The sequence below is a fragment of the Winogradskyella alexanderae genome (assembly GCF_020166335.1).
GTDB lineage: Bacteria > Bacteroidota > Bacteroidia > Flavobacteriales > Flavobacteriaceae > Winogradskyella > Winogradskyella alexanderae.
Map to the genome: position 1 here is coordinate 1 of NZ_JAIUJR010000014.1, position 12,894 is coordinate 12,894.

At 36.2% G+C, this 12,894-nt stretch carries 7 protein-coding genes; 3 read left to right on the forward strand and 4 right to left on the reverse strand.

Annotated elements, in window-relative coordinates; translation table 11 throughout:
* Positions 1–215 precede the first annotated feature (215 nt).
* From LBU54_RS14795 to LBU54_RS14810, 4 genes are all read right to left on the reverse strand, one after another.
* A complete protein-coding gene (locus tag LBU54_RS14795; RefSeq protein ID WP_224531820.1) occupies positions 216–722 on the reverse strand; it encodes a VOC family protein in 507 nt (168 codons plus the stop codon).
* A 312-nt stretch (positions 723–1,034) separates the two neighbouring features.
* A complete protein-coding gene (locus LBU54_RS14800) occupies positions 1,035–2,621 on the reverse strand; it encodes a Gfo/Idh/MocA family protein (RefSeq protein WP_224531822.1) in 1,587 nt (528 codons plus the stop codon).
* Between the two features lie 4 nt (positions 2,622–2,625).
* Positions 2,626–3,111 carry a DoxX family protein gene (locus LBU54_RS14805; RefSeq protein WP_224531824.1) on the reverse strand — a complete coding sequence of 162 codons (486 nt, stop codon included), beginning with the start codon at positions 3,109–3,111 and terminating at the stop codon, positions 2,626–2,628.
* Between the two features lie 399 nt (positions 3,112–3,510).
* On the reverse strand, positions 3,511–5,085 hold the full coding sequence (locus LBU54_RS14810; RefSeq protein WP_224531826.1) for a TPR end-of-group domain-containing protein: 1,575 nt from the start codon (positions 5,083–5,085) through the stop codon (positions 3,511–3,513).
* A gap of 406 nt (positions 5,086–5,491) precedes the next feature.
* Here LBU54_RS14810 and LBU54_RS14815 point away from each other — a divergent pair, with 406 nt between their 5' ends.
* From LBU54_RS14815 to LBU54_RS14825, 3 genes are all read left to right on the forward strand, one after another.
* A complete protein-coding gene (locus LBU54_RS14815) occupies positions 5,492–8,611 on the forward strand; it encodes a VPS10 domain-containing protein (RefSeq protein WP_224531828.1) in 3,120 nt (1,039 codons plus the stop codon).
* A 481-nt stretch (positions 8,612–9,092) separates the two neighbouring features.
* The gene (locus LBU54_RS14820) at positions 9,093–11,927 is read left to right on the forward strand and encodes a DUF5011 domain-containing protein (protein ID WP_224531831.1); all 2,835 of its coding nucleotides are present in this window, start codon (positions 9,093–9,095) and stop codon (positions 11,925–11,927) included.
* A gap of 267 nt (positions 11,928–12,194) precedes the next feature.
* Positions 12,195–12,791 (forward strand): hypothetical protein, encoded by a 597-nt coding sequence (locus tag LBU54_RS14825; RefSeq protein ID WP_224531832.1) that lies wholly within the window; start codon positions 12,195–12,197, stop codon positions 12,789–12,791.
* Positions 12,792–12,894 lie beyond the last annotated feature (103 nt).

Consider the following 12,894-nt stretch of genomic DNA (forward strand, 5'->3'; position numbering starts at 1 on the left):
AAATCCAAAAATTACAATAATTAGAATTAATGAAGTTATTGACCACAATGCTATTTTTAACCATTTTTTCATTTTCATTAGATTACGCCCAACGGCCCTGGCTATGGTTTGGCGCCTGCACACCCAAGCCTTCCGTATTGTTTTTGTTAATCCCTAAAATAGCAAATAATCACAGACCCACGGGGGCGATTAACCATAGCCGTTGTTGTGCTCTGTTACTCCTTCCAGTTATCCATTACCCTTTTTAAATCAGAGCCTTCAATTGCTTCGATTATTTCAAAATATATACCATTTGGATCTATAGCATGAGCAATATTAACATGAGTAAAAGGACTTACCGTTGATGCTGTACATTCCATTCCCAAACTATGAAAATCCTTAACTACTGCTTCATTGTTGCGTGTCTCAAGACCGAAGTGATCTATTCCTTCAGGATGCTCTTCATCAGCCGGTAACAACTCTATAAATGTCGTCTTATTGATCTGTACATAAGCAAAAATAGGATTACCTTCTTTGTTATCGAATTTGTATATCATCGGGAATCCAAGATCATTTTGATAAAAATCCAATGCTTTGTCAAAATTGGCCACCCTTAAGCCTACATGATTGAGACCAAGGATTTTGCCTTCTTCCTTATTTATTATATCATTTTGTTGTCCTGAAAAGAATCCAGCAAAGAATAATATTGGAGCAACAATTATTAAAAAAATCTTCGATTTCATAGAGTTTGACTTAATAGAGCACAACAATTCGATATACGTATTACGTATATCCACATTATACACCTAAGATAGCAAATCTTTTATTTTACCGAAGGTTTTGTTCGCGACATGGGTGTAGATTTCAGTTGTCTTGCCAGGATGATGAATCTTTAATCAATACTTTATTTAGACAAACAGCAGTTAAGGTATTGATTTGGTAGGCTGCGCTAATGCTATTTCAATTATTTTTTGAGGAGTTAATTATGATAATCGTAACGCTAATAATCCCCTTTGCTTACATCTTAGTTCCCAAGAGATTGAATACCAATATAGTTAAACACTAGAAAGTAAGACCTCATCAAAATTTATTCCCTCAATGGGTTCAATTATCTGTTCCGTAGAATTCCAATCAATTCGTCTTCCTAATTTATACGAAAGACCAGCCATATGAGCCGAAATGGCCTCTTCAAATCCTTCTTGAATGCCACAGCTTAATTTCCCTCCATTTTTGATACTGCTTAGCCATTCTCTAAGATGCAGGTAAGTAGAATCTACCCTTACACCATCTATATAGGTCCACATTAGACCTTTGTCGGCAAAATATTGGGACGTCGCAGAAGATATTGCATCAGGAATATTTGCTGCCGGGTCGTATTGGTAAATAGGTTCAGACGGATGCATGCGTTCGGCTTCCAGTAAATCGGCATATTTTGTTGAACTACCATCAGGCCAAATCGTAAGTTTATTGCCTAACTCCATTGTCCCATCATGACCCATAAGAAATGTTGGTCTACTAAATCCATTACCAAGGGTTGCACTATAAATAAAGGTCATTCCTTTTTCCTTACCTTTTTCCTGGCTTGCTCCTAACTTATAGTCCGGAAATTCCATATTAACCTGTAGGACATCGGGTACATTTCGCCCATCGTTGTGGGTGTAAATGCCTCCAGAAGCCGTAACCGAATTGGGAATACCCATATTCATTACACAATTTAGTCTGTCGTAGTCATGGGTTAGTAAATCACCTGATAAACCAGATCCGTATTCCCACCACTTTCTCCATCTAAAAAAATGATTTTTATTAAATGGAATTTTTGGTGCAGTACCTAAAAACTGCTCCCAATCAATGGTTTGCTCGCTGGCTTCCGCTTCAATATCATAATTCCATGCGCCATTATCATCATTTCTATTGGTATTTGTTTGAATCATGGAAACGTGGCCTAGAACTCCTTTTTCAATAATATCTTGTGCGGTCTTAAAACTCAAAGTTTGCCTATGTTGATGGCCTACCATAAAACGAGCACTTGAATTTTCAGCCGCCTCTCTAAGTGTATAGGTTTCCTCAACAGTGTGCGCCATTGGCTTTTCAACATAAACATGGACACCTCTGTTCAATGCATAAATGGACATCGGAGCATGCCAATGGTCTGGTGTAGCAATAATCACGGCGTCTACATCACCGCTATCAATCATCTCCTGATAGGTTTTATATCGTTTTATATCGTTGTCATCCGTTTTAAAAGATGCAATTGCTTTATTTGCCCTTTTGTCAAAAATATCGCAAACCGCAACCAATTTCACGTTTAATTTTTCTTGTGCAAGGAATTCTTCCAAGGCTGTATGTTGAGAATCTTCATCGGCTTCCTTTCTCATTTCGGATATCCATTCATTTGTAGCAAAACCTAATGATCTGCATAGCTGATCTCCTCGTATACCAAAACCGATAATACCTACTCTAATGGGTGGTCCAGTGATTGAAGGTAGTGATGTAGGATAAGATGGTTCTATATTTAGTTGCTCCAGAATTTCAGAACGTTTCTGACTGCTTAGCACGCTATTGGCTGCTGCTGCCCACCAAATTCCACCAACTAATGGTAAGCCTGCTAAACCCTTTAGCATGTCTCTTCTTGTCCATTTCATAACTCTAATTTTTAATGTCTTCTTTGTTTTTCTTTAAAATACGATGTAGCCCAAAATAGTCTGCTGTTGGTAATTGATAAATAACCAATAGTGCAGCCAATTCAATTAAGTTCTTATTGACAAACCAATAATTACCTTCTGCGTGTATTTGTTCCAGCCAAGGAAAAGGAGGGTGTGCTAAATAATACATTGCAAGTAAACCAATGCCAATTACAGTACCTACTCTCTCAAAAATCCCTAATATTAAGGTTAGGCCAACAATTATAAGCGCGGCAATATTCAAGCCGTCGGTCCAGTTAATAATGGCTTCGTTGGTCATTGCCAAAAAAAATTGTTTCAAAGGGCCTTGGGCTGATGCTAAATACCCAAATGATGTCCATTCAGGATCATACAGCTTTATGACCCCTTCATATAAAAAATGCCAGCCTATTAGTATTCGTAATAGAACCACACTCGTTCTAAGACGCCATGCTTTATCGATTTCACTCATTATTTATATTATTTAGTTAGTGCGAAGCTAGAACTCTTTATACAGTTTTCCTATGACTTTTATCATTCCTGTAGAACGCATATGAAGGCAGTGTATAATTGCTTAGGCCAACTCCACGTCTATATCTCCCTTATAGTAATTTGCTATGTTTCGGCTAGGAAAAAAATTGTACTTTATTTCCTGTAACTGGCCATAAACCAACTATTCCCTAATTGTCCCATTCGCTGATAGAATCAACTAAGTCATAAGAAACTTAATTATGGCGAATTCTTTGAGATCTTTAAAAATTCTGTGGTCAAGTAGGAGTGAAGCAAAAAAGAAGGGGTAACAACCCCTGAAAATGAGGTAAACAAAAAACACTCCCTTATGGTAATGGCTTTATGTGACAACGATAGGATTTTAGTTACCTTCCATTAACGCAATAAAATCTGGTTCTTTTTTTAAACTGTTTAGATCCGGATCATGCCTCATATAGTCGTAATTCTCAAAGCCATTATCAATTGCGGTCTTAAGGCTCTTTATAGCCTTTTCCTTATCATTTATCAATGTGTAAAAACAAGCGGCATTATAAACAATAATAGGGTCTTTGGGGTTTTGTGCTACCCCTTTTTGCATTTCGGTCTTCGCCTCTTCTAATCGTCCAAGCCTAAATAATGTAAATGCATAAAATTGGTGCGCTCGGGAATCATCAGGATGATGCAATAAATATTTTGGATAGAATAAAACGGCACGCTCAATTGTATCCTGAAGCATCTCCTGATCGTTCAGAGTTTCGTAGGCCATTTGTAGATCGCCATATGGGGAATGGAAATCACCATTAAGTTCCAAAGCCTTATTAAAATCATGAATCGCTTCAGCATCCCTGTCCATTACTCTAAATAGTCTGCCTCGAACCCAATAGGCAAAAAAATTGTTCGAATCGAAAGCTATACCTTTTTCGGCAGCTATCAGTGCTTCTTTGGGTGAGTTTTTATTATAATACACCAGACCCAGTGCACTATAGGCTTCAGAAGAGGTAGAATCGTATATCAATGCTTTTAATGCAGATTCTTCCGCCTTATCAATCCATTTCTGTTTTTTATCATGAGTTTCATATAACAAGGCACATGCTTCTGCCATGCCAGCATAAGCTGCGGCATATTTTGGATCCAGATCGATAGCTTGTTGAAATAGGTCTATGGCTATGCGCAAATAGCTTTTGGTATATCTAAACAGGAATTCTCTCGCTCTAAGATTAGCATCATAGGCATCACTATTGGTAGTAGCTCGTTTGCCGAGTGCCTCGACCTCCTGAGATGACAGCTTTATTTGCAAGGAGTTTACAATACGTTTAGATACTTTTTCCTGGATGTCAAACACATCGGCTATTTTACCAAGATAGATCTCTGCCCAAAGTTGTGTGTCTTTTTGCACATCAATAAGTGCCACAGATATTTTCAGGTCATCTTTTAGTTTACGAACGGTACCTTGCAAGAGGTACTTGGCATTCAATTCATAACCGAGTGTAATATTGTCTAATTCAGTATCTTTATATCTCATGCACGAACTACGTGACGCAATATCCAATTCCTTGATTGCAGATAAGCGAATTATGATTTCTTCTGTCAATCCATCACTAAAATAATTACTATCTGTGTCTGGACTGATATTTTGAAATGGCAATACAACCAGTTTATTGTGGTAGAGTATATGTTGTGATTCTTGTTTAGAAATAACGGAATGAGGTCCATCTACATTTGTAATATCGCTTGTGGGCATAAGAGGCGCCCTGTATATCCAAGCAAATACCAGTGTTACAGGAAACCCAATTACCAAAACAAGAATCAGGATCTTCATGAAATATACTGGAGCACCGTACGTTGGTAGGACGATGGAGAATACCTGGGTTACGATCCAGGCAACAATTAAATATGTAATGGCTACTTTAAATAGGTTACGTCGCTTAAGCTCTGCTATGTATTTTTTTAGTTTCACTTTAACTCGAGGTTAAATTTCATAAAACATAACGCCAACTGCTATAATCTGAAAGGGAAAAAGCGCTTGAACCAATTGTGAAGTGGTTAAGTATTGTTGCAAATTTTCAATCAAGTTCATGCAGTTTATTAGAATATTAAAGGTACGCAATTTTTATAGATTATTTACTTATGGGCTAGCTAAACCTTGCAGGAATTGCCTTAATAACGTAATCTAACTTATTGAGGTTTTGTGGCACCTATTGAGTCAATTTTAAAGAAATCAGAATTATACGAATTCAAAAAAAATAAAAAGAGCAAACCTCTTAATATTAATTGCTTTTAGGGTTTTAATTCTGAGTTTCAGTACTGAAACGTTTACATAGCAATATTGTATATTTATAACATATTACTAACCACTGATAAAAATGAAAACATCCAACCTTTCCCTTATTTGCTGTCTGTTATGTTTTAGTCTATTTGCTCAGGACGCAGACGACTATTTTAAGGTTTTGAAATATAGAAATATCGGTCCGTTTAGAGGTGGCAGATCAGTTACTGCATCGGGTGATGTGAATGATCCCTTAACCTATTATATGGGTACAACTGGTGGCGGTCTGTGGAAAACACAAGATGCAGGGCAACATTGGAACAATATTTCTGACGGCTTTTTTAAAACGGGTTCTGTTGGTGCTATTTCAGTATCAGAATCCAATCCAAACATACTTTATTGTGGTATGGGAGAACATGCTGTAAGGGGCGTTATGACTTCTTATGGTGACGGTATCTATAAGTCAACCGATGCAGGTAAGACATGGAAACATATAGGATTAGAAAAGACACAACATATTTCAAGAATCGTAATTCATCCTACAAATCCTCAAATTGTTTATGTGGCGGCCCAAGGTGCACTTTATGGTCCCAATAATGAACGCGGTATTTATAAAACCATCGATGGTGGTAAAACCTGGAAAAATATGCTATTCGTAAATGAACGCACTGGAGGTGTGGAATTGTCAATGGATGTGAATTCACCAAATGTAATTTATGCAGCTATGTGGGAACATCAGCGTAAACCTTGGAAAATTATAAGTGGTGGACAAGGCAGTGGATTGTATAAATCTATTGATGGCGGTGAAACTTGGTCTATTATTCACAATGGTCTTCCTAAAGAAAAGGGTAAAATGGCCATTGCCGTAGCGCGTTCCAATAGTGATAAAGTTTATGCATTAATTGAAAGCGATAGTGATAAAGACCTTGGTGGCTTATTTGTATCTAACAACGGTGGTAAAAATTGGTCCATGATAAGTGGTGATAACAGGCTTACACAACGCGCTTGGTATTACACCGAAGTATTTGTAGACCCGAATGATGATGAGACCATTTATGTACTTAGTGCTCCTGCACTTCGATCTAAAGATGGTGGTGTATCATGGGAGATAATCTCTGGTACTCATGGCGATTATCATGATTTATGGATAAACCCCACTAATTCCAAAAATATGGTTATTGCTAATGATGGCGGTGCAGCCATTTCATTTAATCATGGCGCATCATGGAGCACGCAATCTATTATGCCAACGGCTCAAATCTATCGCATAAATGCTGACAACTTATTTCCTTATAATATTTATGGAGGACAACAGGATAATAGCTCTATAAAAATAGCTAATCTAAGCCTAGGATCCGGCGGTATTGGACAGAAAGATTGGTCCCCATCAGCTGGCGGTGAAAGTGCGTTTTTGGCTTTTGACCCGGATGACCCAAAGCATGTTATGGGAGGAAGTTATCTAGGCACAATTGAATTATTGGATACCGAAGCTAAAGCTGGCACTAACATAATGGCTGCTCCGATTCAATATTTAGGCAGAGAAGCCCGAAATATGAAATACCTTTATAACTGGAACGCTCCAATCATTTGGTCAAAACATGAACCAGGTACATTCTTTCATTGCGCTCAAAAGGTTTTAAGAACAACTGATAATGGCTTAACTTGGGAGGAATTTTCTCCTGATTTAACTCGGGATATTGAAGAAAAACAAGGCAATGGAGGTGGTCCTTATACAAATGAAGCTGTAGGGGCCGAAAATTACGGAACCATTGCCTACATGGTAGAGTCGCCACACGAAAAAGGCGTATTCTTGACAGGGAGTGATGATGGTCTTGTACACATTACGAGAGATAACGGTTTAAGTTGGAATGACATTACCCCGAAAGGGCTAGGTGAAGCATTGGTAAATGCCATTGAAGTATCGCCTCACGATCCAAAGACAATTTATCTGGCAACAACAAAGTATAAATTCAATGATTATACGCCAGGTCTCTATAAATCAACAGACTATGGTAAATCATGGGCGAAGATAAATCTAGGGATACCAAACGGTGCGTATACAAGAGTTGTTAGAGAAGATCAAGAAAGAAAGGATTTATTATTCGCAGGAACCGAAACAGGTATTTACATTTCTTGGAATGGCGGTAAAGCGTGGGAGGCATTTCAACTAAACCTACCTGTAACGCCTATCAACGATCTAAAAGTTCACAAAGGGGACTTAATTGTAGCCACATCAGGTCGCTCTTTTTGGATATTAGATGATTTAGCGTTATTAAGGCAATACCAAGGAAAATCAAGCACTACTGAAATCTATCAACCAGAGTCTAAGGTTTATGGCAATTGGTTTAGTCCTTTGGATGAAACCAATCCAAATTTTAATGGTATGAGTGATTTTGAAGGTGTAAATCCAGCCAACGGCATTGTCATATATTATAATTTGCCTGAGGATATTAACAATAGTGAAATAATCCTAAATATTAAAAATGCAGATAATGAATTGATTAGAACTATTACATCCTCGGAAAACAAAAACTATAAACGGTATGATGGAGGGCCACCACCCTCACCAAATCTATCTAATGAAAAAGGGTTAAATCGATTCGTTTGGGATTTACGTCATCCTTTAATTTCTGGTGTCAACGGTGTTTACATAGAAGGTAGCTATCGTGGGCATAAAGTATCACCAGGGACTTATACGTTAGAACTTAATGTTGGTTCAAAGACCTATTCAAGTACGGCAACAGTTTTAGATAATCCCTTATTTAAAATTTCTAAAGAACAGTTTGATAACTATGATGTCATTATGAGTGATATGGAAGGCGCTCTTAATGAGATGCATGCGTCTGTAAATCAATTGAACAGCATTACAAAACAGTTAAAAACAATTATAGCCCATCTTGAGGATGATGAGTTAATCTCAAAAGGAAAGGATCTAATTGACAAAATTGGGGTATGGGACTCTAAAATGGTACAACGTAAATCTAAGGCCTATGACGATGTAGAGAATTTCCCGAACAAATTCACTGCGGAATATTTGTTTCTTATTAATCAGACGGAGAGTAGCTTGCCAAGGGTTAATCGGTCTTCCATTGACCGAAAGGCCGAATTGGACTTGCAGTGGAATTCCCTCAAAAGAGACTCAGAATTATTGTTAGACGAAGTATCCACCTATAATAAATTACTATGGGAGGCCGGAATAGGTGCAATTACATTCTAGGTTATAATTACCACTATAGGTTTCGACGTTACAACTTCTCCTAAACTTTGACAACTATTAAAAATATCTAAAATAGAAGGCTTTCAACATAAAATTCTAGTTGAATTTAAGTCTGATGATGAGTAATGGGCGACAGGTCCAAATCCAAAGAGCTAAGAATTTGTTCCTTTTGATTTTTCAATTTTCCTAGAATATTCTGCGAAGTCGCGTTGAAATGGGTTTTTTTCTTCCATGCTAGAATTAAAAGTTTTAGAACAAAAAGAACAAGCTATATATATTTCTAAAATCAAAATTAGAACTTTTAATCACTATTTAATTGTTTTAAAACTCAATTGTCAAAATATTCAATAATTAAGAGCAACCATAAACTTCAACATAGAACTGAAGAATTTAACCATTAATCTAAATTTAAGTATTGGGTTTAGGATAAACATCTATTTTTTGTAGATTGAAAGCGCTATTAATCAATTCGTTATACAACATGAGGTATTCGTTTATACTACTTTGCGCTTTTTTAATGTTCTTTAGTTGCTCTACAGACAATAATAATCCAGTAGATCCAGCGCTTATAGAACAACCTCCAAGTGATGGTAATGTAAAAGTAGACATTAAGGTCGAATTACCTAGTAATACTACATTTTCTGAATCAGATTTAGAAGTTATATCAATTTTTGATTCTAGCACACTTACTAGCAGCGGTATCAGCGATATTGAAATATATAATGGTGACAATCTTGAGTTAGTTAGCGTTCAAAATTCCGTCCAAGAAGCAGTTTTGTTCGGCTTGCTAGATCCTGTAGATGAGAATATCAAAATTATTGATGTTACAAGCACGGCAAAAGCAATTGTGATGTTAGCTCCATGGTCAATTGGACTTTCAAAAGAGGAAAAAATTCAAGCACTTTCTTTAATATCTACTCTTAGTGGATATGACTCGTTCTTAACAGAGGTTGAGCAGGGTATAAAAAGTCAAGATTTGACCAATGTGAATCCGCAAGAAATACAGAACCAGCTGGTTGAATCATTTTTTTCAAGAACATCGAATTCAGATATTGATGGAAATTTTGGACCATTGGATGTTATAGTTGAAAATACAGCCTTGAGTGTTTATCCTGAATGGGAAACTAATATTAATATCAGTTATAGTTTAAAGTTGTTTAAGAATGGTGTATTGCAGGATGATAAAATGTTGTTAGGAAACCTGGTCTCACAAGGTGTGATTGATCTGTTGTTCAATGGTATTGGATCTTCCAATAGTACACAGCAAGTTGATTTTACATTACCTACCTCAGGCTTATATGAATTGAAAGCAAGAAATGGTTCTTCATTAAGTGATGATCATAGTGACGCTTTAATTCAAAATCTTTCGGTAACGCTTTATGAACTAATTGGTGTTTTTTCTGGTTCTTTTAATAGCCTTTTCAGTCAAAATGCTCCTTGTCTTGGTACTATAATTAATCAAATAAAAGGGACCACTGAATTTATAGTTGCCTTCAACCAGTACCAAAGCGGAGGACTGAGTAATTATGATATGGCATTGGCTTTTTTAACTACCGCTAAGGAAGTAATTGCTACAATTGGAACAGATGGCTGTTTTCCATCACAAAGTATAGTTGCTGGACTTGTTCAAACTATTGTTAATGTAATCAATGTTATTCAACAGGGGATTGCTGTTATCAATACAGGTAGTGTTTTATATGATTGGTACACTTTGCCGGGTGAGATTGATATATGTGTCGAAAAAGCTGAAGCGGATTATGCTTTTTGTAATGCTATTTCTATATCAGCTGCTGATGGATTTAATTTTGGAATGGTTCCAGTTGGGCAGGAGGTTAACAAATCAATTACAATCACAAATAATTCAGAAACCAATCTCTTTATACACGGAATAAATTTTGAAAACGAATCCATTGAGAATGTTTTTAGTACGGATTTCACTGAAAATGTTGAGGTAATACCTGGTGGAACCTACACATTTAACTTGATATTCAACGGTCCACTCACAAATGCAATTAATGCGGAGATGATTGTGCAAAACAGCTTAGATGAAATTAATAATAAAGTAACAGTCAGTGGTGAAGCCATAAATGCAATTGTTGTTGAGCCAACATACCTCCTTTTTGATGCAATACCATTGAATGAAGTAAGTGAAATGAAAACCATCTCAGTTCAAAACACCTCTGACTATCCTACAAGAGTGAGTTATGCCCTAAACACTAATCTATCAGGATTTAATGTTTCACCAATACTTTTCCTTACTGAGATACCGGCTAATAATCAAACTCAAATTCAAGTTACTTTTCAACCAACATCAGTTACTGAAACTTATAATTCAGATTTAGAAATTGTTAGTAATGATACTTCTCAGGAGAGTATATCTATTGAATTAAGTGGTTCTGTTGGAGATGGTATACCACCGGTCATTAGCCTTATTGGAAATGCTACGATTGATCTAAATGCAGGAGATAATTATGTTGAACTCGGTGCAACGGCTACCGATAATGTAGATGGAGACATATCCCAAGAAATCGTTATTGGAGGTGATGTCGTTGATACAAATAATACAGGAACTTATCTGGTAACATACAACGTCTTTGATTCTGCAGGGAATGCAGCAGATGAAGTAATAAGAACAGTTAATGTTTTTGAAGGAGATATAACACCACCTGTTATTACATTGATCGGAGCGGCGACCATTAATCTGTCTGTAGGCGACATGTATACTGAACTCGGTGCAACCGCAACCGATGATGTAGATGGTGATATTAGTGACCTCATCAATATTGGTGGCGATATCGTTGACACTGACACTGCTGGCACCTATATAATAACATACAATGTTTCGGATGCTGCAGGTAATGATGCCGTTGAGGTTATAAGAACTGTGATTGTTGAATCAGAGGTGTTTAATTTGTCTGGTGAATGGACTCCAAATTGGGTCGTTGCTGAGTGTAATACACTTGGTAGTTATTGTTGTGGTTGTTCATTTCATCAAAATGACAGGAATTTTGTTTTTATAGAAGATAATAACTGTTCTCCAGGTGAGATTTGTGGTGAATTAGATTGGAATACCCAGAGAATAGGTAATACCGATACTGTTACGATAAATAATTGGTCTTTTGTCGATAATGTTCTTACCATTCAAATACAAAGTGGTCAATCAAGTGGTTTTCAATTTACCAATAGGACTTTAGATTGGCAGGGGACATATGATCCAAATACAGACTCATTCACAGGAACGTATACAGCTAATTTTTATGGGGGTTTAATCATTAGTGCTGAGGCAACAGGAACGCTTACCTTAACCAGAAATTAGTAAATAATCTATAGAACGAATATTGAAATCTGGCGACGGATTTGAACTATTAAGTGCTATTATTTGCTATTCAATGACTTAAGCACCTAAAGAATCCTAAGGTGACATAATAGTGAATAACTTGTTTTATTCACACAATTGTTAACTTATATTTTAATTTAAATTTTTGGTACGATATCCTAAAATTGAACTAATATGAACCAATCATTCCTCAGACATTTTGTAAAAAGTATTTATATTTAAAGAGCTATTATTAAGGGAAATAATATGATAAAAAAATCATATAAAATCATTGTTATCCATCCTATGGGGTATATTATAGAACTTTCAATAAAGCATATAAACAAGTTAGCATACATTATGAAAAAAATCAAACTACTGATTTTTATATTGAGTTTTATAAGTTGTAACTCGGACAAAAAAACATCTGAAATAAAAACTACACCTGAAAAACTTAATGCTGACTTAATTGGAATTTATGAATATAAAACACCTGAACAATCCGAAAATCACTACATCGTAATTGACACTCTAAATGGAAAATATAGCGGACTTTATTTCGGAACCGAAGATAGTGGCGGACACGGAGTTTTCTTTTATGGAAACGGAATGGAAAATCTGAATTTAGAAAACGGAAAAATCAGTTTTGAAATTGGAAAAAGAGACCTTTACAAAACAACTCGATTTAGAATTGTGAAAGATAAAAGAGATTTAGAAAAAGACTCAACAAGCGGAGTTTCAAAAGGACAGTTAAAATATAGCGGAGAAATATCAAAAAGCGGTTTTAAATTAAACTGTGAATCTGAATTTGGATATTGTTGGGAGAACGAAATGAATTTTGAAAAACTAACTGAAAATAAATAACGTATGCTAACACCGGCTATAGTTCATTGCGGCGGAATTTCCTCTCGGAAATTCCTGCGTATTTGCTAACTTTGGTTTACGGCGGAATAGTTCTGCCGAACCA

Bases quoted from the DNA above. Each gene is read 5' to 3' on its own strand.
- LBU54_RS14795 (WP_224531820.1), bottom strand. From the start codon at position 722: ATGAAATCGAAGATTTTTTTAATAATTGTTGCTCCAATATTATTCTTT.
- LBU54_RS14825 (WP_224531832.1), top strand. From the start codon at position 12,195: ATGATAAAAAAATCATATAAAATCATTGTTATCCATCCTATGGGGTAT.
- LBU54_RS14820 (WP_224531831.1), top strand. From the start codon at position 9,093: ATGAGGTATTCGTTTATACTACTTTGCGCTTTTTTAATGTTCTTTAGT.
- LBU54_RS14805 (WP_224531824.1), bottom strand. From the start codon at position 3,111: ATGAGTGAAATCGATAAAGCATGGCGTCTTAGAACGAGTGTGGTTCTA.
- LBU54_RS14800 (WP_224531822.1), bottom strand. From the start codon at position 2,621: ATGAAATGGACAAGAAGAGACATGCTAAAGGGTTTAGCAGGCTTACCA.
- LBU54_RS14815 (WP_224531828.1), top strand. From the start codon at position 5,492: ATGAAAACATCCAACCTTTCCCTTATTTGCTGTCTGTTATGTTTTAGT.